The organism is Tenacibaculum halocynthiae (assembly GCF_964512825.1).
Lineage (GTDB): Bacteria > Bacteroidota > Bacteroidia > Flavobacteriales > Flavobacteriaceae > Polaribacter > Polaribacter halocynthiae.
In genome coordinates this window covers 1-22,244 of record NZ_CAZELG010000044.1, presented here as the reverse complement: position 1 = coordinate 22,244, position 22,244 = coordinate 1, and the positions used below count along the sequence as shown (strand labels likewise).

Below are 22,244 nucleotides of genomic sequence, written 5' to 3'. Positions count from 1 at the left end.
TATTTATTCTTATTAATTGATGCTATATTTATTCTTCTCTTAATGCCTCTATTGGCTTAATAACTGTTGCCATATATGCTGGTATAAAACCTATTAATGTTCCTAAGGTTACTAAAACAGCATAAGCAATTAATACAATAGGTATGTTTACTGTTGGATTTGTTAATAAATCCATTTTATCTATCACCATTAAAATTAGTCCTCCAGCAATAATACCCAATGAACCAGCTAATAAGGTTAAGAATACTGATTCTAATATAATTTGTTGTTTAATTTTACCTGGTGTGGCACCTAAAGCCCTTCTTATTCCAATTTCTTTTGTACGCTCTTTAACTGTAATTAATAATATATTTCCAATAGCAAAAACTCCCGCTATTAACGTTGCTATACCAACAAACCAAGTTAAAAATTGCATACCTGTTAAAAAACCTGTCACTTTAGCTATTTCTTTACCTAAATTGAACCCGTTAAAGGCCCTGTTATCATCAGGATGGATTTTATGTAAACTTCTTAATAACACTTTTACATCAGACTCAACCTGCTCAATATCAGACTCTGGCTTACCTGTAACTACCATCCATTCAAATTTGTTCCCTTTATTATATACCAACCTGAATGTACTAAAAGGAATATGAACGTTATTTGTTCCTTCAAATCTACTTGGTTTATATATACCTACTACTTTATAACCTATATCGTTTACTTTTAAATATGAACCTAAAGCTTCTTCATCTTTATCATATAGTTGTTTATATACTTCAGTACTAATAACACAAACTTTTTTGTTTTCATTAATATCATTTTGATTAATGAAACGTCCCTCTGTTAAGTTTTTCTTTTGAATTTTATCTAACAACGGATAATCACCAAAAATAGTAAGGTTAGCAGTTTTTAAACCATAAACAACCATTCCTCCGGTTACATTTCTAGGTACAACAAATTCAATTCCATCAACTTCATTTCTGATTTTTTCTACATCACTTGTTGTTAAAGTAATTTGTCTACCTTCTTGAAAACCTTTAAATGCTTTTGAAGTCCTCCCACCTGACATAAAAACACTATTAGTAGCAAAATCACCAAACATGCTATTAAAACCATTTTCAATTCCTTTAGCAGCTCCTAATAACCCTACTAATAATAGGATTCCCCAAAAAGCACCAAAAATTGTAATTGCTGTTCTTGTTTTATTTTTACGAATACTTTCATAAATTTCTTGCCAGCTGTCTTTATCGAATAAAAATTTCATAATTAATCTGCTCTTAAGGCTACTATTGGTTTAATGTTCGCTGCTTTTTTCGCTGGTAAATAACCAGCTATAACACCTGCTAAAACTAGTGTAATGGTCGCGCCTACAACAACCGGGGTTGAAACTCCTGGGTTTAGAATAAAGTATTTTTCTAAAGTAGGTCCTGATAATTTTAAAATACCTACACCAAACATTAAGCCTATATACCCTGATAATGCTGTAATAAAAATAGCTTCTAACATAATCATAGAAACAATAGATTTAGGAGTTGCTCCAACAGCTTTTCTAATTCCTAATTCTTTAGTACGCTCCTTTACAATGTATACCATAATATTACTAATACCTACAACACCCGCTATTAATGTACCCGAACCAATAATTAAAATTAAAATACCTAAAACAACCATCATTCCTGATACATTCTTGTTACCTTCAGCATAGTTATTTACTCTAATTCCTCTTTGGTCATTAGGTGCTACTTCATGTTTCTTTTTTAAAGCCCTAAGCATACCATTACTAAAAGCAATTGCTTCATCTACACTTAACTTAGGGTCGTACGTCATACCAAATTCACCAATATGGTCATTATTCCCATAAATTTGCTGCATTGTTGTAAACGGTGTATAAATATATCGTTCATCACTGTCTCCTCCTGGATCAGAAAAAACTCCAATTATTTTATACATGATTCCACCTATATTTAAAAGTTTACCATAAGCACTAATTTGACCAAATAAGTCTTTTTCAACCATGCGACCAATAACAACAACTTTAGATCTTTTGTTAATGTCTCTAATATTTAAAAAACGTCCTTCTGTTACTTCAGCAGATTCTAATAAATCATACTTAGGATAAACTCCTCGCATAGTATAATTATCTTCTTCTGTTTTATACACCACCTTTACCCCTCTTTGTATACGTGGACTTATCATTTGAATTTTATCGGAATACTTTTCTTTTAAAAATTCGAAATCATCATTTTTAAATTGAATTCTACGCCCAATTTGATTTCCTTTATAAGCTTTTGTAGTTCTATTTCCCCAAATATAAATTGAGTTGATTGCATCTTTAGCAAACTCATTTTTAAATGTATTTTGAAGTCCGTTTCCAATACCAAAAAGCAAAGTGAAAAGTAAAATAGCAAAAGCAACAGTAAAACCAGACAATGCAGAACGTAATTTATTTTTACTAATACTTTGAAATATTTCTCTCCAACGATCTAAATCAAACATAATTATATTGCTTTGGCTTTATTCTTTACTCCAGTCAATTCATCACTAATAATCACTCCATCTTTTAAGCGAACAACTCTATTCGTTTGTTCTGCTACTTCTTCCTCATGAGTTATCACAAAAACAGTCATCCCTTCATCATTAATTTCTTTTAATAAATCCATTACAGAATCTGTTGTAGTTGAATCTAATGCTCCTGTAGGCTCATCTGCCAATACAACTTTTGGTTTAGTTACTAAAGCTCTAGCAATGGCAACACGTTGTTTTTGTCCTCCTGAAAGTTCATTAGGTAAATGATTTGCCCAATCTTTCAACCCTACTTTATCTAAGTAAGCTAATGCTGTTTCTAATCTTTCTTTTCTCCCCATTCCTTTATAATACAATGGTAAAGCTACATTTTCTAATGCAGTTTTGTAGGATATCAAGTTAAAAGACTGAAAAACAAAACCTAAAAATTTATTACGTAAAACAGCTGCTTTTTTTTCATTCAAATTTTCAATTAATTGTCCATTTAAATAATAGTTTCCTTCATCATGTGTATCAAGTAGTCCTACTATATTCAATAAAGTAGATTTTCCTGATCCTGATGACCCCATAATTGATACAAATTCTCCTTCTTTAATATGTAGGTCTAAGCCTTTTAAAACATGAAGAGACTCTTTACCTATTGGGTAAGACTTATGTAAATTTTCAATTCTTATCATTCGTTAGTTAATTTTTATACTAAAGTAAAAATCGATTAACTATTTATATACTAATTCTCTGTTAAAACGTTAATTACTTTCCTACAAGACGTTTGTTTTAAAATTATGTTACAAAAAAATATAATAATTTTACACAAAAAAAAGTCAGGGCTGAAAACTAACAACTTATATAAAAAACAAAAGCTCACATTTAAGTGAACTTTTGCTACTATAAATGAACTTTATAGATTTAAGGGGAGATATTATTATAAACTTATTAGTTAAAATAAATTTTAGAAGCTCCTAAAGCAACTTCTTTTGTTTCTTTTTTGGTTTTAGTTACTAAGTCATAAACATTCAACTTACTTAATCCAGTAAAACTAGCATCTAATACATATAAATTATTATCCTTTACTGCCAACCCATATAAATAACCAGCATCAGTTGTTATCAGTTTTGCTGTTGGAAGAACTATTGCATTGTCTTCTACTTTATAAATATCTTTACCTAAACTGTAATAAATACTATTGTTACTAACTACCATTTGAGACGGGTGATCTCCTTCTTTAAACGTTAACTCTGATTCCCATCTATTTTCAGTTGTATCAATAAAAGTAATTGCTCCTTTAGTATGACCAGTTACATTCCAACTTGTATCATAAATTGTTTTTCCTTCACATAAAACAACTAATTTACCAGAATTGTTGATATATAGTTCATCCGGCTTGTCTTTAATTGTAATCTCTTTATCTACCTTTTTTGTAGAAATATCTATCACGCTTATTTTGTTATTAGTTCCAAACGCTCCTTTATGTGACACATATAATTTACCATTTTTAGATACTATTCTTTCAGGACCTAAGACAACATCTATTTTACCTTCATTTTGAAATGAAGATAAGTTTACAATAGCAACAAAATCATCATTATCATTATCGGTTGCTCCCCAGTTTGTTACATATCCTTTATCACCTACAATGGTCATATATCTTGGTTTAATTAAACCTGTTGTAATTGTTCCTTCTTTTTCGAAAGTAAAACGATTCACAACAGTAATCGTATTTTGATTATCTGCTATAATATACGCTCTATCTTTATCAAAAGAAATTGATTGAACATATTCTCCTAATTCTACTTTATTTACTTTTTTATAAATAGATTTTTCTACAGTTGAAAGATCATTTGACACATATGAAACCGAGCCTGAAACCGTTGTTGTTCCTTCACCACTCACTAAAATTCCATTCTCATAATCTCCTTTAGGTAAATTCGATTCAGCATCATCACTACATGATGTAAAAAGAATGGTTCCTAAAAATAATACCCCAAATAATTTAGTTATTTTCATTTTTAAAATTTATAATTGATATTTATATTAAAATTTCTTTCTGGCATTGGCCTCCTCGGCAAAACTACATACTTTTTACCAAGTAAATTATTTATTTTAAACCCTAAGGTTAAACTTTTATTTAGTTTCTGAAATACTTTATACTCACCTCCTGTATTTAACAAGAAAAAACTTGGAACATTAAAGTCTTCTGAATTTTCTTCAGTTGTATATATTTTTCCATTAAATAATGATTGAAAAAATAGAGAAGCTTTTTTATAACTAATAGTCAAATTACTATTTAATAAATGCTTAGGAACAAAGGTTAAAAATTTATCTGTTCTTGTATTTTTAGCAAGAGTATAATTATAATTAATACTTGTAACTACTTTATAGTTTTTATAGTCAAGATTATAATTAAAACTTGCCTCAATTCCTTTATTCTTAGTTTTTGATAAATTAATAGGCACCCATACTCCTGGTCTATTAGGATCTCCTGAAGGAGTCCAAACAATTTTATCTTCAGTATTAATATAATATCCGCCTATATCAATAGATAGCTTTTTATTTTTATACCCAACACCAACTTCTCCTTGTAAAGATATTTCTGGTAATAAATCTAAATTACCTTGTCCAGGCCAAAATAAATCATTGTATGTAGGTACTCTATAATTTTTAGATCCATTAACTCTTATATAAAATTTTGAAAACGGTCTTATTTTTAATCCTGCGGAATATACAAATGGAACATTGTAGTCAGAATTGAAGTCTTTTCTTAATTTAATATTAAATGAAATAAGTTTTTTGATGTTTTGGCTATAAATGAAATATTGAGAAAATTGTTTCCTATTTTTTTCTTGAATCATGTCTGTTGAACCAAAGGTAGATTCATATTCAGAAAAAGAAGATACTGTTGCATTTATTTGAGGAAGTTTTAAATCTACTGAATACCCTCCTATAAATCTTCTTGACTTTCCAAAATTAAATTTTTCTGAAAGTTTATTTGAAAAGTATTGATACTTCTGTGTTAAGTAAGCTACTTTTATTTCATGATTTATATTTCGAGATGAAAAACCATAAATCAACATATTTCTATAATTAGTATCCTTATATTTTTCATTTGCTGAACTTGGGTTTGGCAATGTTCCCGAAAAATGACGTTCTCCTAAATAACTCGTACTAAAAAACTTAAGCTCAGAATTATTTTTAAATCGATATCCAAAACCTAAATTTATTCCATAATTCTCATAATTACCATTTGTATTATTAAACTCAGTATTAAAAAACTTAAAATCATTATCAGAGAAATTATGAGATATCCCTAACGAAACAGTGTAATTATTATCAGAAATTTTTGATTTATAGATAGAATTAAATGTAGAATAATTTCCTCCAGAAAAAATAAATTCGTTATTAATTTTAAATGTATCATTATATTGAAGTATATCGTTTAAATGTATTGTCCCGCCTATAGCTCCAGAACCATATTCAATACTTCCTCCCCCACTTCTTATATCAATTGCATCAAATAAATTAACTGTTAATGAATTAAATCCTGTTTGGCCGTTATTAACTGAGTTTATATTTATCCCATTCCAAACTACAGCTGTATTGGAGGCACTTGTTCCTCGAAAACTTACTGAACTAGTTCCTCCTTTACCATACTCTTTTAAGTATATTGATGAATTATACCTAATTAAATCTGTAAATGACCCTAAATTTCTAGTTATAACGGAATCAGAAAGGTTTATTATTTTCTGACCAGCTGAATATTTTTGTAATTTTTTAGTAGAATTAATAATAACTTCGTCTAAACGATTATAAATAGAGTCGTTTTGACTTACACTTATAAGTGTATAAAAAAAGAATGAAAAGGCTATTGTTTTTTTTATCATCTTTACATTAAACTTTTATCCCGAAAGTTTGATTTACATCAATATTATTTGGCAGGTCTCCTGGCTTGCTTATTGTAATTTGTCTTCCCATTTAAAATAAAACAGTGACGTAAAGATTAATTACAATATTATTAGCTTACAGTTGCGGGAACAGCCTCGGTTTTTAACCGAATTCCCTTTTAATTTCCTTTAATTAATTGTTAAAGAAAAACCAAAAATAATGGCAAATGTATTCTATTATTACATACCTACAACAACTTAGCTGTAATAATTTGAAAATTTAACTTTTAACTCATCAGCAATAGTATAATGATTAGGGTGAATCATTTGGGCCAAACACTCTATACCATCTACTAAAGTACTTGCTGATGATTGAGTAAACATAGCAAAATCAGCAATGTATACCTTTTTATTTTTCACTGCTCTTAAAGTATTCCATTCTTTTTTATCTTCTAAAAACTTCATATCTTCAAGAGTTCTTTTTATTCCATAACCACAAGGTGCTATAATTAACACTTCAGGATTATACTTAACAATTTTATCCCAAGAAATAACTATACTATCTCCAGATGGATGTGATAATAAATCTACCCCTCCAGCATATCCTATTTGATGAGGAATCCAGTGTCCGCAATTAAACAAAGGGTCAATCCATTCTAATAATAATACACTTTTAGATTGTATTTTATGTATCCTTTGAATATCTACAATATTATATATTCTTTCTTTTAATCCGTTTACATAATTAATTCCAATACTTTCTTGGTTCATTTCTCTTGCAATAGTCAAAGCATTATTAAAAACATCTTCTAAAGAGTTTGGTGTTATTGAAACTAATTTTGGGTGCTTCGCTAACTTGTAAGCTGATTTTGCAACAGATTCTGTATCTATTTGACAAACATCACATACATCTTGCGTAAAAATAAGGTCAGGCGATATACTCTTAAGAATAGGTTCATCTACATAGTACAAAGTACCTCCTTCAGCTTTAGTTCTTGAAAAAATATCAGTTATTTCTTTACTGGTTAATTCCTTTCCTTCTAATTTATATCGAACAGCAACTTCTTTTTCTTTTAATGCTATTTTAGGGCATTCAAAAGTTATTCCATTTAAATAATTTTGCAAACCCATGTCGTAAATCATTTGGGTTACAGCTGGCATAAAAGAGGATACAATCATTTGTTTGTTTTATCTAAAAAAAACAAAAGTAAATAGTAATTTACTTTAATCTTCGTTTTATTAAAAATCTTTGCAATATTTGTCTTCTCTATTTAACATATCTATGATTTACTATATAACAGGAGGTGAACGTTCAGGAAAAAGCAGTTATGCTCAAAAACTTGCTGAATCTTTATCTGATACTCCAATATACCTTGCAACCTCTCGTATTTGGGATGATAATTTTAAAGAACGCGTTGAAAGACACATTTCTGACAGAGATGATCGTTGGACAACTATTGAAGAAGAAAAATTAATTAGTACCTTTATTTCTGAAAAACAAACTGTAGTTATAGATTGTGTTACTTTATGGCTTACCAATTTTTATCTAGATACAAAAAACGATGTGCAGTTAAGTTTAGAATTAGCAAAAAAAGAAATAGATAAGTTAGCTCAAATAGATGCTAACATTATTATCATTTCTAATGAAATAGGCATGGGACTGCATGCTCAAACTGAAGTAGGTAGAAAATTTACTGAATTACAAGGTTGGACCAACCAATACATTTCAAAACATGCTAATAAAGCTATTTTTATGGTTTCTGGACTACCTTTAACGTTAAAATAAACTCAATGAATACAATAATACCCAATCTTTCTAAAAAATTACAAAATACCATTCAAGAAGAAATAGATTATAAAACAAAACCAATTGGAGCATTAGGAGTATTAGAAACCATAGCTTTACAAATAGGGTTAATTCAAGATACTTCAACTCCAACTCTATCAAAACCTACTATTATGGTTTTTGCGGGTGATCATGGTATAGCAAAAACAAACAAGGTGAGTCCATACCCCCAAGAAGTAACACAACAAATGGTTTTAAATTTTTTAAATGGAGGGGCAGCTATCAATGTTTTTTGTAAACAAAATTCTATTAATTTAAAAATTATTGACGCAGGTGTTAATGCCGATTTTGAATCTAACTCTGAATTAATCAACGCTAAAATAGCTAAAGGAACAGCTGACTATAGTTTAAAAAAAGCCATTTCATTACAAGAATGTGAATTAGCGTTTACTAAAGGAAAAAAACTTGTAAGAAAAATATACAGTGAAGGTTGTAATATTGTAGGTTTTGGAGAAATGGGAATTGGAAACACTTCTTCAGCATCGCTTTTAATGAGTTATTTCACAAATACACCTATAGAACAATGTGTTGGTAGAGGTACTGGAGTAAATGATGAAGGTTTAAAAACTAAAATAAATACATTAAAAGAAGTATATGATTTTCATAAAAACTCACTAAATACTCCCATTGATGCTTTAATTTCTTTTGGTGGGTTTGAAATTGTTATGATGTGTGGAGCCATGTTAGAGGCAGCTTCATTAAAAATGACAATACTAATTGATGGTTTTATTGTTACTTCTGCTTTATTAGCTGCGAATGCACTTAATTCAAATATTTTAGATTATTGTATTTTTTGTCATACATCTGGAGAGCAAGGCCATACAAAAATGTTAAATTATCTAAACGCTACACCTCTAATTAATTTAGGCTTACGATTAGGTGAAGGAACTGGATGTGCTGTTGCTTTTCCCATAATTAAATCTAGTGTAAACTTTTTAAATGAAATGGCTACTTTTAAAAGTGCAAACGTTTCTGAAGCTTAAAACATGAAAAATCAAATTCATTACTTTTTAACAGCTGTACTATTTTTCACTAGAATACCTTGCCCTAAGTGGGTTGATCACTCTCCTGAAATATTAAATAAAAGTAGTAGATACTTTTCTTTAGTAGGAATATTAGTTGGCTCAATAGCTTCCTTATCATATTTTATTACTTCTTTTCTTTTTACTCAGGATATTGCTATCATACTAAGTATGATAACATCTATTTGGATTACAGGTGCTTTTCATGAAGATGGGTTTGCAGATGTATGTGATGGTTTTGGAGGTGGGTGGACTAAGGAAAGAATATTAATGATTATGAAAGATTCTAGACTAGGAACTTTTGGAGTAAGTGGTTTAATATTTATTTTAGCTTTAAAATTTCTAGCTTTATATCATTTACAAGACCTATCAATTAACCTTATTATTGTTATTATTTCTGGACATAGTATTAGTCGATTTATAGCTACTTTATTACTCTATACTCACGAATATGTTAGAGATATTGATAGTTCTAAAGTAAAACCAACTACCCAACAAATGAGTACCAAATCACTAATCATATCAGGTGTATTTGGTGTACTCCCTTTACTTTTTTTTCAAAAAAATATAATCTTTTTAGCCTTACTTCCATTGTTAGTTACTTTTCTTTACATGGGACATTTTTTTAAAAAATGGATTGGCGGACAAACTGGAGATTGTGCTGGTGCCTTACAACAAGTTTCTGAAGTTATTTTTTATTTATCTATTTTAAGTTTATGGAAATTATTTTAATAAGGCATACTACACCTGATATAGTAAAAGGTATTTGTTATGGTCAATCAGATATTAACATTAGAGATTCTTTTTTAGAAGAAATTAAGCCTATTTTAAAAGAAATACCTGTGAACAATGAAAATGTAACTTTTTATAGTAGTCCATTAAAACGTTGTGCAATTTTAGCAAAAGAATTAACTACAAAAATTACTTTTGACAATCGATTAAAAGAATTGAACTTTGGTGATTGGGAACTAAAAAAATGGGATGAAATTAATAGAGTGGATTTAGATATTTGGATGAACGATTTCGTTAATGTTCCAACAAAAAATGGAGAATCATATATTGATTTACATCAAAGAACTACATCTTTTTTAAAAGAACTGAAACAAAATAAAACAAAAAAGGCTATAATAGTTACTCATGCTGGAGTGATTAGAAGTATTTGGTCATATATAAACAATATACCATTAGAAAAATCCTTTGATTTAAAACTTGCTTATGGTGCTATTATAAAACTAAATTTAGTTTAAAATATTATGAAACAATTTTTATTATTATATATAATATCTTTTTTTTTAATTCAATGTAAATCATCTAATCAAAAAGAAAGTATTAAAAAAACAGATAAAATAAGCGTATTAAAATATGCTAAAGGTTTTGAAATTATTACTAAAAATGGTTATAAAGAGTTAATTATAAAAAAGGTATTTCAAAAGTCAAACAAACAATTTTCTTACATACTTAGTAACTCTAAAAACAATAAAAATGAAATTAAAGTGCCAGTTAAAAAACTGGTAGTTACTAGTACTACGCACATTCCAATGCTAGAGTTATTAGGTTCAGAAAGCGCTTTAGTAGGTTTTCCTAATACCCAATATATATCTTCTAAAAAAACTAGAAAAAGAATAACAGAAGGAAAAGTAATCGAATTAGGTTCTGAGCAAAGTATGAATACGGAAAAATTAATGGACTTAAACCCTGAACTTGTTGTTGGTTTTTCATTACACCCAAACAATAAATTATATGAGAATATAAAAAAAGCAGGTATTCCTGTAGTTTTTAACGGAGATTGGCTAGAAGAAACTCCTTTAGGTAGAGCAGAATGGATAAAGTTTTTTGGTGCTTTACTTAACAAAGAAAAAGAAGCCGATAGTATTTTTAACAAAATAGAAGCAGAATATTTAAAAGCTAAGAATATTGCCAAAGAAAATAATAAAAATATCACTGTTATTTCGGGCAGTATGTTTAAGGATGTTTGGAATGTTCCTGCAGGAAAAAGTTTTTTTTCATCGTATTTTAAAGACGCAAATCTTAATTATTTATGGAAAGACACGAATGGAACAGGTAGTTTACAACTTAGTTTTGAAGAGGTTTTAGATAAAGGGAAAAAAGCAAATTTTTGGTTTAATTGTGGACTGTATGAAACAAAAACACAATTAACAACTGCCAATATTCATTACAAAGAATTTGATGCTTTTATAAACAACAACTTATATTCTATTGCTCACAATAAAGGTGAAACTGGTGGTTTAATATATTTTGAATTATCTCCAGTACGTCCAGACCTTGTTTTAAAAGATTTAATAAAAATTACTCAACCAAATTTATTACCAAACTATCAATTATCTTTTTACAATCGTGTAAAATAACTAGTTTAGCTATATAACAAAATATTTTGAGCGAAATAAATAAAACAGTATCACAAAAAAAAGACTTAAAAGAAGTAGCTACTTTATTTTTTAAACTAGGATGTATTGCATTTGGTGGACCAGCTGCACATATAGCAATGATGGAAGATGAAGTTGTTACAAAACGAAAATGGATGACTCAAGAACATTTTTTAGATCTTGTAGGTGCTACTAATTTAATTCCAGGCCCTAATTCTACCGAAATGACTATGCATTGTGGGCATGAAAGAGCCGGATGGAAAGGATTATTTGTTGCTGGGATTTGCTTTATTTTTCCTGCAGCTTTAATTACTGGAGTTTTTGCTTGGCTTTACCAAGAATATGGTCAATTACCAGATGTCAATCCTTTTATTTATGGTATAAAACCAGCTGTAATTTCTATAATTTTAATGGCAGCTTATAAATTAAGTAAAAAAGCTATAAAAAGTAAACTGTTAGCCTTACTTTGTATTTTAGCAATAATAGCATGCTTGTTTGGAGTAAATGAAATTATTGTTCTTTTTGGAGCTGCTATTTTAGGGGTATTATTATTTTTTATTAAAAGAAATAATAATTATTTAAATAGCATTATTCCTTTATTCATTATGCAATTTAGCACAGAAACCAAAGTATCAACTTTAAGTGTGTTTTTAGTTTTCCTTAAAATTGGAGCAATACTTTATGGTAGTGGTTATGTATTATTTGCTTTCCTTGACTCAGAATTAGTAGCTAATGGTTGGCTTACTAAACAAGTCTTACTAGACGCTATTGCTGTAGGACAAATAACTCCTGGGCCAATTTTAACTACAGCTACTTTTATTGGGTGGCAAATGAATGGTTTTTTAGGGGCTTTAGCTGCTACATTTGGAATATTTCTACCTTCTTTCCTTCTTGTTTTAATACTAAACCCATTAATTCCTAAAATGCGAAAATCAAAAGTAATAGGAAATATTTTAGATACCGTTAATGTAGCTGCAGTAGCTTTAATTATAGCCGTTTGTTTAGAAATGGCTAAAAATACTATCACAGATTGGAGAACAACTTTAATAGCGATAGTTAGTTTACTTATTGTTTTTTTATTTAAAAAATTAAATAGTGCTTTTATTGTTTTAGGAAGCTCTTTTCTAGGATATTTATTAACTTTTATTTAATTCTACAATTACTTTTATAAAAAAGAGCATCTTATAAATTTAAGATGCTCTTTTATTATATATTATTTAGGAAAAAATTACTCTTTATATACTCCCATATTAGCATATTTTTCCATTCTTTGTCCAACCAACTCAACTTTATCTAACACTTTTAATTCTTCAAAAGCAGTTAAAATTTGGTTTTTTACAGCTTCATAAGCTCCATTTCTGTCTGAATGTGCTCCACCAACTGGTTCTTCAATTATTCCATCAATTAGTTTTAATTTTTTCAAATCATCACTAGTTAATTTCAATGCCTCAGCTGCTTGCTCTTTAAACTCCCAGCTACGCCATAATATTGATGAACAAGACTCAGGAGAAATTACAGTATACCATGTGTTTTCCATCATATATACTCTATCTCCTACTCCAATACCAACTGCTCCTCCTGATGCTCCTTCTCCAATAATAATAGTTATTACAGGAGTTTTTAAACGAGTCATTTCAAGTATATTACGAGCAATAGCTTCACCCTGACCTCTTTCTTCAGCTTCTAAACCAGGATATGCACCTGGAGTATCTACTAATGTTACTACAGGTATACCAAATTTCTCAGCCATTCTCATTAACCGTAAAGCTTTACGGTATCCTTCAGGATTAGCCATACCAAAATTACGATATTGACGTGTTTTAGTATTATACCCTTTTTGCTGTCCGATAAACATAAACGATTGATCACCTATTTTACCTAAACCACCAATCATTGCTTTATCATCTTTAACACTTCTATCTCCATGTAATTCCATAAAAGTATTTCCGCAAATAGCTTTAATATAATCTAGAGTATAAGGTCTATTAGGATGGCGTGATAATTGTACTCGTTGCCAAGGCGTCAAGTTTTTATATATATCTTTTTTAGCTTTCTCTAATTTTTTTTCAATTTTCTTACAGGTCTCTGTAACGTCAACATCACTTTCTTTTCCTATATCAAAGCATTTTGCCAATTGATCTTCTAATTCTTTAATTGGCATTTCAAAATCTAAATATTCCATTGTGTATAGTTTGATTTTCTACTTATTTAATCAGTTGTTTGTAAAAGCAAACATACTAAAAATTTGCACAGTTATATTATTACTAACTCTTTTTTACTTATTTTTTGTTCTTATTTTTTTTTCAATAGCTCTTTTATTCTTCAGTAAACCATTTAATAATACTACAAATAAAACAATAGCAGCTCCGTAATAAAATTCTATATTCATTTGTTCTTTTTCTCCAAAAATAATTAAAGCTAATATTATAGCGTATACGGGCTCTAAGTTAATAGTTAGCATTACTGTATATGGAGTTAAATATTTCATTACGTGAACGGAGGCTATAAAAGCATAAGCAGTACAAATACTACTTAATAATAATAGATAAAACCAATCTGACAATGGTAAACTAAAAAATTCTAATGAAAATTGATTTGTAAAAATCAAAAATACAGTAACACCTAAAACGCCAAAAAGTAGTTGATAAAATGATATTAAGTCTGCTTCATACTTTTTTACAAATAATCCATTTAATACTGAAAATAAAGCAGACAAAAAAGAGGAAATCAATGCATATATAATTCCTAAAGTATATTTGCTTTCAAAATTAAATATAATATATAACCCAAAAATCACCAATAAACCTAGTAAGATTTCAATTGCTTTTATTCTTCTTTTGAAAAAAACAGGCTCAATTAATGAAGTAAAAAAAGCTCCTGTACTCATAGTTACTAGAGCTACTGATACATTTGATACTTTTATTGCTTTAAAAAAAGTTATCCAATGTAATGCTATTATTAAACCTGAGATTACAAATTTTAAAATTGCCTTTTTTTCTATTTTAAAGCTCTTCTTTTTTACAATAAAATAAATAGCTATAAAAATAACAGCTAGTAGCATTCTAAACCAAACTAATGGTACAGCATTAATAGTTATTAAAGCTCCTAAAATAGCGGTAAAGCCCCAAATAAAAACTATAAAATGTAATAGTAAATAATGCTTAAGTTTACTTTCTTGCATTTATATATAAGTATATCGCATAAATACCAAATATGATATTTGGCGTCCAAACATTTATTAAAGGATTTGCATCGGCAACAGCACCAAGAACTTCAGCTATTTTTAAAACAAATATGTACACAAACATAATAGCTAAACCAAAAGCTAAATTAACTCCAATTCCTCCTCTTTTTTTCTTATATGCTAAAGCTACTGCTATTAAAGTTAAAATATATGAAGCAATAGGTAAGCTAGTTCTTTTATACAGCTCAACATAATAAGCGTTTAAATTTTTAATACCTCTTTTTTTAGATATGGTAATAAAATCTATCAGCTCATTTGATCCCATTTCTTGGGCAACAATAGACTTATAATTAAAATCTTTAGGTGTAAATGCAAAAGTTGTATCCATATTATTTCCTGAAGAAATAATATCTCTATCTTTTAGTACTTTACGTATTTTCCAATTATATAATTTAAAAACGCTATCGTTTTTATCCCAATTTATATTTTCTGAAGTTAATTTATATTTTAATTGAATTCCTTTATAAGTTTCAGTTGAGAAATTGTATCCCGAATTTCTTTCTAAGTTAAATCTTTGTATAAAAACATAAGTACTATCATTTAATTGTAAACTAAAGTCCCTTATAGAATTATCAACATAATGTCTACTTGATAGGTATTTTTTTTCAAATGTCCTTCTTGTTTTACTACTAGATGGCACAAAAAAATGATTCATTAAAAGTGCAACTGTTGTTATAATAGTAGCACCAACAAAATATGGATATAAAAATCTAGTAAACGATATTTGTGAGCTATTAATAGCAACTATTTCAGTGTTATTAGCAAGCTTAGATGTAAATAAAATCACAGCTATAAACAATGCTAATGGCATAAATGTATTAACATAGTAAATTATAAAATTTACATAATAATCATTTACAACTTCAAATAATGTTAAGCTTTCATTTCTTAAAAACTTATCTATTTTCTCAGCAATATCAATAGCAACCGCTATTGGTATCAATATAAGTAAGGTAAACAGAAAAGTTACCAAATAACGTTTTAATATGTACCTATCTAATAATTTCAAATTATAAACGTTTGTCCATTTGTTTTACCATCTTGTCTTTCCACTCAACAAAATCTCCTGCTAAAATATGCTTTCTTGCTTCGCGGGTTAACCATAAGTAAAACCCTAAGTTATGTATAGATGCTATTTGTTTACCTAACATTTCTTTAGATGCAAAAAGATGTCTTAAATATGCTTTAGAATACATAGTATCTACATGAGTAATCCCCATTTCATCTATAGGAGAAAAATCATTTTCCCATTTCTTATTTTTTATATTTATACTTCCATGCGCTGTAAACAACATTCCGTTACGAGCATTACGTGTTGGCATAACACAATCAAACATATCAATTCCTAAAGCTATATTTTCTAATATATTTATTGGAGTTCCAACTCCCATTAAATATCTAGGTTTATCTTCAGGTAAAATTTCTGTAACAACCTCAGTCATTGCATACAATTCTTCTGCTGGTTCCCCTACAGATAAACCTCCAATTGCATTCCCTTCTGCTCCTACAGAAGCAATATATTCTGCAGATTGTTTTCGTAAATCTTTATAAGTACTCCCTTGTACTATTGGAAAAAAAGTTTGATTATAATCGTATTTTAAAGGTGTTTTTTCTAAATGATTAATACATCTTTTTAACCAACGATGCGTCATATGCATTGATCTTTTTGCATAATTATAATCACACGGATATGGTGTACATTCATCAAAAGCCATAATAATATCCGCTCCAATTGTACGTTGTGTTTCCATTACATTTTCTGGTGTAAAAAAATGTGTAGAGCCATCAATATGACTTTTAAACTTTACTCCTTCTTCGTTTATTTTTCTTCTTCCAGAAAGAGAGTATACTTGATATCCTCCACTATCAGTTAAAATATTACGATCCCAATTCATAAACTTATGTAACCCTCCAGCTTGTTCAAGGATCTTTGTTTGTGGTCGTAAATATAAGTGGTATGTATTTCCTAATATTATATCAGGATTTATTTGCTCCTTTAATTCAGATTGATGAACTCCTTTAACTGTAGCAACTGTACCTACAGGCATAAATATTGGAGTTTCTATAGTTCCGTGATCAGTAGTTATTACTCCTGCACGCGCTTTACTTTTTGGATCAGTTATTTTTAAGTCAAATTGCATAGTTGGCAAAGATAAGCATGTAAGTTTAATGTTGTAAAGTAGAAAGTTAAAAGTTTCTTATTGTTATTTCTTTTATAAGTTCTATCTATTTCTCTTTCTCCCAAATTTAGAATTAAAATTTGTTCTTTTTCCTGATTTTAAATTTTGATTCTTTTTAGGTTCTTTTGATATTTCTTGAGTTTTAGAAGATGTACTTACTAGCTTAGTAATTTCATCCATTTCTTGAGATGTTAACTCTCTCCACTCTCCTCTTTTTAATTTACCTAAGGAAACATTCATAATTCGTGTGCGCTTTAGTTTAACTACTTCGTAATCTAAATACTCACACATTCTTCTAATTTGACGATTTAATCCTTGTACTAGAATTATCTTAAAAGTTGTATCATTTATTTGTTCAACTTTACATTTTTTTGTTACTGTACCTAGAATGGGTATTCCATTACTCATTTTTTTAATAAAACGCTCATTAATGGTTTTATTTACAGTAACAACATACTCTTTTTGATGATTATTACCAGCTCTAAGAATTTTATTTACAATATCTCCATCATTGGTAAGAAATATAAGTCCTTCAGATGGTTTATCTAATCGTCCAATAGGAAACAATCTTTGAGGATAACCTACGAACTTTACTATGTTCTTTCTTTCTTTACTATCAGTTGTACAAACAATACCTACTGGTTTATTTAAAGCGATATATATAGTTTTAGGTTTTGATTTTAATGGTTTTCCATCAATTTTAACCAAATCACCTTCAAAAACACGATTCCCTAACTGTGCAACTTTTCCATTTATAGTAACCCTCGAAGTACTTATAAATTTTTCTGCTTCACGTCGAGAACATATACCAGTACTACTAATATATTTATTAAGATTTATTGATTTATCGTTAGTATTTTCCATTAAGAACAAAGAAAAAGAAAATCCTCAAAGTACATGAATGTATTTGAGGATTTTTAAAGTTATTTTTATTTTGTATTAAAAAATCATCATTTTTTGAGTACAACGAGCTAAACTAGGTCTTCTTTCATAATCAAATCCAATTGTAATCATATGTGTACCATAGTTAAAGTCTTGTGTTTTATTCATATTAATACTAAAACCATAAGAGGCATAAAAATTACTCTTTTTTAATCCAAATAATGGTGCTATTGCATTTGGTACAAAAAATTGATCATTTAAAAAAGTATAACTCAATCCTGCCCAAACATATCCGTCTCTAATTCCTTTTCTTGCTTTAATATTTAAATCAGTTCTTGAACGTTTATCAAATTCACGATACTCAACTAAAAGAGATGGTTCTAGCTCAAAATTTCTACTTATTTTATCAAAAGTAAACGATGAATACATCGTGTATTTTCTTAATACTTTTGGTTCACTTGAATTAAAATCTCTAACTTTTTTATCTAATAAATTTGAAACATTAGCACTTATGCTAAAGCGTTCATAACGGTATAACATTCCAACATCAAAATTTGAATTACCTACAGATCTATTTGCTAAAGATTGTGAGGTATTATTTTGAGAGGTATCAATACCAAACTGGATATAACTATAACTCAATGCAAAAGATAAAAAACTATCATGAAAATCACTTAATGTTAAATGACTTGCTAAAGATAATTTAGCTCCTTGCTGCGTTGTAAAACCATTTCTATCATTAAAAATAGTTAATCCACCTCCAAATCTATCAGCTAATCTCGCCTCAACTGTTACAGATTGGGTATCAGGAGAGCCTTCAACACCAATCCATTGGCTAACTCCATTCAGTCTAATTTGTAATCCAGACCCAATACCAGCATATGTTGGTGATATTAGGAATGGGTTATCTGCTAAGTGACTTACATATTGAGGTAACTCAACTTCCTGCGCTACTAATCTTACGCTACAGATTATAATACTTATCGTTAATAAAATCTTTTTCATCCTTATCTATATAATGTAAAGTGACCCATTATTTTTCTTTCTTGACCTGATAACTCTTTAAAATATATAGTATACCAGTAATCTCCTGATGGTAATTCTTTCCCATCATATGTACCATCCCAACCTTGAGCTTGAACACCATTAAAAGTAGTTATTTTTCTAGCATACCTATCATAAATAAACACTCTTAATTCATGATATGTTTCTACTTCTAAAGGATACCAATAATCGTTTACTCCATCTCCATCTGGTGTAAAAATATTAGGTACTTCAATAGTAATATAAACTCCTTCAATTGTTAACTCAGTTTCACATCCTCTACTATCTCTAACTTTAATTTTGTATTCTCTAGTTTCAAAAATAGTAAACTCGTTTTCAGAACTAAATTCTCCATCGTCAATGCTATACTCATAAGGTGGTAAACCAAAACTAGCATTTGCTATTAACTTGTTTTTCTGAGAATCATCTATTGTTAATACTAACTCTTGAATATCTAATACTTCATCTACATTAAGTGTAACTGGGCATGAACTCACAGCGTGTTCTACTGTAACTGTATAATTACTACTTGGTGCTACATTCGTAAAGATACCAGTATCATTAGAAGAAACTAGTGCTCCAGAATCTAATAATGAATATACTACTGCGTCTTTATACTCATCTTGTACCATTGCTGTAATTACATTTCCTACAGGACAAGTATATTCTAAATTAACTTGTAATTGTAAATCTATAGGTCTTACAGTTTCTATTAAAGGTAAAGATTCTGGACTACATACATCATTACTATTTCTAACAGAAATTCCATATTTTTTATTTGCTTCAATACCTTCAGAAGCTCCTAAAACGATTATACCTTCATTATATCTTCCTGGTAAATCAATTCCATTAATACTTACAATATAAGTTGCTGAACCTGGTAAAATACCTCCTCCAGTAGCTTCAATCCTTATTACTGGTGTTGTGTCTGCTATACAAACTTGTTGAGTTACATCTACTAACCTTACAGCTAAAGGTGTTGGAGTTAAAATTTCTACTTCAATAGTATCATAACATCCTACTCTATCTTTAACAGTTATTGTATAAGTACCTGGTGCTAAATTTTCAAAAACGTTAGTTTTAACAAATTTATTTGGTGGCTCTGAACTTATATTATACTCATATCCAGAATTACCTCCTAATGCATTAACTGTAATAGTACCATCGCTTCCTCCGTTACAATTAACATTTGTATGAGTTTCACTTAATTGTAAAGCATCTGGTTCAGTTATTTCATGTACTCCTGTATCTATTTGACAAACATCTCCATCTGCATTTGTACTAAAAACTCTAATCTTATAATTACCTGCAACTAAACCTGAGAACATATTAGATGCTTGAGTTGGTCTTATAATAGTGTTAGAAGGATCTAATAATTGGTACTCATAATTACCTAAACCACCAGTAGTTATAGCTGATAAAACTCCATTATTATCTCCATTACAAGTAACAAATCCTGTAATTACCCTTAAACTAGAAACTAACTCTTCATAAGGATCAACAGTTACTAAAGTAAATGGATCAGAAGTACATCCGTTAGCGTCTCTAACATAGAACTGATGTTTACCTGCTACTACACCAAAAAGATTACTCGGTACAAAATTGACACCATCAACACTATAAGTATATGCTCCTGTTCCTCCTTGACCAGTTACCACAACAGTAGCTAAGTTTCTATCACAAGTTATTGCGGTAGTAACACCCGCTTGAGCTACTACTTTAGTAGGGTCAGTTATTTGAATATTTATAGGTGAACTTTGACAAGAATACTCATCGTATATATTAACTACATAATCACCAGCTTTTAAGTTTGTAAACATAGTACTTGTCTGACTAGCAGAAATTGTACCATCTGGATAGGTTAATGTATAAGTATATACTGGAGTTGCTCCTTGACCTCCTGTTGTATTAGTTAACGTTATTGTAGCTGTTTGTTCTCCTATACATAAATTATTATTAACATTATAACTCGCTGTTATCGGAGTAGGATCAAATAATTCAAACATTATAGTTTCTCTACAATTATTAAGATCTCTAACCGTTGCTGAATATTGCCCAGCATTTAATCCTATAATAACATTATTTGTATCAAAATTTTGTATTGTAATCCCAGTTGTTGTATTTACTAATTCGTAATCAAAATTACCCCAACCTCCTGTTGCGCTCAATATAACTTGACCGGTATTAGGTCCTACACAACTAATAAGGGTAGGCGTTGCTGTTATACCTAAACTACCTGTTGGTTGTGTTATTGTTACTGGTGCAGAGGTCACAGGACAGAATGGACTTGCTGTCATAGTTACTTCTACATAATATTCTCCTACAGCTAAACTTCCTATTGTGGTTAACCCTGTTCCTGTTCCTGTTACTCCTGTTGTTACTCCTCCTGAATTAAAAACTTCATAGTTGTACGTTCCTGCGTATGGACTACTACTACTGAAATCAAAAGTAAACTCTCCTGTTGATGTTCCAAAACAAACTACATCACTGGTCTTATTGATATCTAAATTAAACACTGGTGCTGCAGCTACCTGATGAACTGTTGATAATCTACACCCGGTTACTGGATTGTAAATTACAACCTCATAACTTCCTGTTCCTAATCCTGTAAATACTTCTGGATTTGCTGCCGGTGCTGTTTGAGTTACCGTCGCAAAAACTGTTCCGTTAATACCTGTTACACTATACTCAACAGCTGGTATTGCTGATACTGAAGTATAGCCTACAGTAATGTTCTCTCCTGAAGCACAATCTATTGCTTTATCTACTGTAATAGTAGCATTTGTCAATCCATTAAATACTGCTATTGCAGCATTTGTTACTCCAGTACATCCTTTATCATCATAAGCTGTTACTGATACATTTCCACCTGCTATATTAGTAACAGTAAAAATTGTACTTGAATCATCTTGTGTAATATCATCAGATAAGTTTGCTGGTGTTCCATTATCATATACAAATACATAACGTACAAAGGTTCCTGTTCCTCCTGTGATTGATCCCGGTGTTACCATTACCGTTGCATTGTTTGTTACATTATCTGTTGTACACCCAAACTCTACAACTGCTACTGCCCCACTTACATCTACTGCATTATTCTGGTTTATCGTTACATTTCTTGTAGTTAAACATCCATTGGTTCCAGTTCCTGTAATTACATAATTTCCTGCTGGTAAGCCCGTATAAGTTAATGTTCCGGCAGTAAATGTTCCAGCTACTGGTGCTATACTATATGTTAATGGGTTAATACTATTATTTA

At 29.5% G+C, this 22,244-nt stretch carries 19 protein-coding genes and 1 riboswitch; of the genes, 6 read left to right on the top strand and 13 right to left on the bottom strand.

From position 1 onward, the window contains the following. Positions 1–28: 28 nt before the first annotated feature. The 6 genes from ACKTTQ_RS17590 to ACKTTQ_RS17565 form a co-directional block, all read right to left on the bottom strand. Entirely contained in the window at positions 29–1,246 is a 1,218-nt protein-coding gene (locus tag ACKTTQ_RS17590) for an ABC transporter permease (protein WP_093870853.1), read from the bottom strand. Between the two features lie 2 nt (positions 1,247–1,248). Then, positions 1,249–2,478, bottom strand: coding sequence for an ABC transporter permease (locus ACKTTQ_RS17585; RefSeq protein ID WP_408049947.1), 1,230 nt, complete (start codon positions 2,476–2,478; stop codon positions 1,249–1,251). A gap of 2 nt (positions 2,479–2,480) precedes the next feature. Further along, positions 2,481–3,182 carry an ABC transporter ATP-binding protein gene (locus ACKTTQ_RS17580; RefSeq protein WP_093870851.1) on the bottom strand — a complete coding sequence of 234 codons (702 nt, stop codon included), beginning with the start codon at positions 3,180–3,182 and terminating at the stop codon, positions 2,481–2,483. A gap of 256 nt (positions 3,183–3,438) precedes the next feature. Continuing rightward, positions 3,439–4,509, bottom strand: a complete 1,071-nt coding sequence (locus ACKTTQ_RS17575; protein ID WP_408049946.1) for a cell surface protein — start codon at positions 4,507–4,509, stop codon at positions 3,439–3,441. 2 nt (positions 4,510–4,511) lie between these two features. After that, positions 4,512–6,383, bottom strand: coding sequence for a TonB-dependent receptor domain-containing protein (locus tag ACKTTQ_RS17570; RefSeq protein WP_408049945.1), 1,872 nt, complete (start codon positions 6,381–6,383; stop codon positions 4,512–4,514). 33 nt (positions 6,384–6,416) lie between these two features. Further along, a riboswitch (cobalamin riboswitch) is annotated at positions 6,417–6,614 on the bottom strand. Between the two features lie 27 nt (positions 6,615–6,641). After that, positions 6,642–7,562, bottom strand: coding sequence for an ABC transporter substrate-binding protein (locus ACKTTQ_RS17565; protein ID WP_093870848.1), 921 nt, complete (start codon positions 7,560–7,562; stop codon positions 6,642–6,644). 103 nt (positions 7,563–7,665) lie between these two features. Between ACKTTQ_RS17565 and ACKTTQ_RS17560 the strand changes: the two genes are divergently transcribed. From ACKTTQ_RS17560 to chrA, 6 genes are read left to right on the top strand one after another with little or no spacing between them, the layout of a single operon-like run. Further along, positions 7,666–8,169 carry a bifunctional adenosylcobinamide kinase/adenosylcobinamide-phosphate guanylyltransferase gene (locus ACKTTQ_RS17560; protein WP_408049944.1) on the top strand — a complete coding sequence of 168 codons (504 nt, stop codon included), beginning with the start codon at positions 7,666–7,668 and terminating at the stop codon, positions 8,167–8,169. 5 nt (positions 8,170–8,174) lie between these two features. Continuing rightward, positions 8,175–9,212: a nicotinate-nucleotide--dimethylbenzimidazole phosphoribosyltransferase gene (cobT, locus tag ACKTTQ_RS17555; RefSeq protein WP_408049943.1), complete on the top strand. Its 1,038-nt coding sequence runs from the start codon at positions 8,175–8,177 to the stop codon at positions 9,210–9,212. Between the two features lie 3 nt (positions 9,213–9,215). Continuing rightward, a complete protein-coding gene (locus ACKTTQ_RS17550) occupies positions 9,216–9,983 on the top strand; it encodes an adenosylcobinamide-GDP ribazoletransferase (protein WP_113785323.1) in 768 nt (255 codons plus the stop codon). Continuing rightward, positions 9,968–10,498 (top strand): alpha-ribazole phosphatase, encoded by a 531-nt coding sequence (gene cobC, locus ACKTTQ_RS17545; RefSeq protein WP_408049942.1) that lies wholly within the window; start codon positions 9,968–9,970, stop codon positions 10,496–10,498. The genes ACKTTQ_RS17550 and cobC overlap by 16 nt, the downstream gene beginning before the upstream one ends. A gap of 6 nt (positions 10,499–10,504) precedes the next feature. Continuing rightward, positions 10,505–11,617: an ABC transporter substrate-binding protein gene (locus ACKTTQ_RS17540; protein WP_299136028.1), complete on the top strand. Its 1,113-nt coding sequence runs from the start codon at positions 10,505–10,507 to the stop codon at positions 11,615–11,617. A gap of 26 nt (positions 11,618–11,643) precedes the next feature. Beyond that, positions 11,644–12,786: a chromate efflux transporter gene (gene chrA / locus ACKTTQ_RS17535; RefSeq protein WP_408049941.1), complete on the top strand. Its 1,143-nt coding sequence runs from the start codon at positions 11,644–11,646 to the stop codon at positions 12,784–12,786. 77 nt (positions 12,787–12,863) lie between these two features. Here the strand turns inward: chrA and ACKTTQ_RS17530 are convergent, their stop codons facing one another. From ACKTTQ_RS17530 to ACKTTQ_RS17500, 7 genes are all read right to left on the bottom strand, one after another. Then, positions 12,864–13,817: an acetyl-CoA carboxylase carboxyltransferase subunit alpha gene (locus ACKTTQ_RS17530; protein ID WP_093870842.1), complete on the bottom strand. Its 954-nt coding sequence runs from the start codon at positions 13,815–13,817 to the stop codon at positions 12,864–12,866. A 93-nt stretch (positions 13,818–13,910) separates the two neighbouring features. Beyond that, a complete protein-coding gene (locus ACKTTQ_RS17525; protein ID WP_093870841.1) occupies positions 13,911–14,816 on the bottom strand; it encodes a DMT family transporter in 906 nt (301 codons plus the stop codon). After that, a complete protein-coding gene (locus ACKTTQ_RS17520) occupies positions 14,803–15,888 on the bottom strand; it encodes an LptF/LptG family permease (protein WP_093870840.1) in 1,086 nt (361 codons plus the stop codon). The genes ACKTTQ_RS17525 and ACKTTQ_RS17520 overlap by 14 nt, the downstream gene beginning before the upstream one ends. A gap of 1 nt (position 15,889) precedes the next feature. Next, complete coding sequence (tgt, locus tag ACKTTQ_RS17515; RefSeq protein ID WP_093870839.1) at positions 15,890–17,020, bottom strand: tRNA guanosine(34) transglycosylase Tgt; 1,131 nt, start codon at positions 17,018–17,020, stop codon at positions 15,890–15,892. Between the two features lie 81 nt (positions 17,021–17,101). Continuing rightward, positions 17,102–17,923, bottom strand: a complete 822-nt coding sequence (gene rluF / locus ACKTTQ_RS17510; RefSeq protein ID WP_408049940.1) for a 23S rRNA pseudouridine(2604) synthase RluF — start codon at positions 17,921–17,923, stop codon at positions 17,102–17,104. A 75-nt stretch (positions 17,924–17,998) separates the two neighbouring features. Continuing rightward, positions 17,999–18,946 (bottom strand): PorP/SprF family type IX secretion system membrane protein, encoded by a 948-nt coding sequence (locus tag ACKTTQ_RS17505; protein WP_093870837.1) that lies wholly within the window; start codon positions 18,944–18,946, stop codon positions 17,999–18,001. A 2-nt stretch (positions 18,947–18,948) separates the two neighbouring features. Beyond that, a partial coding sequence (locus tag ACKTTQ_RS17500) for a T9SS type B sorting domain-containing protein (RefSeq protein WP_408049939.1) occupies positions 18,949–22,244 on the bottom strand: 3,296 nt, incomplete at its 5' end.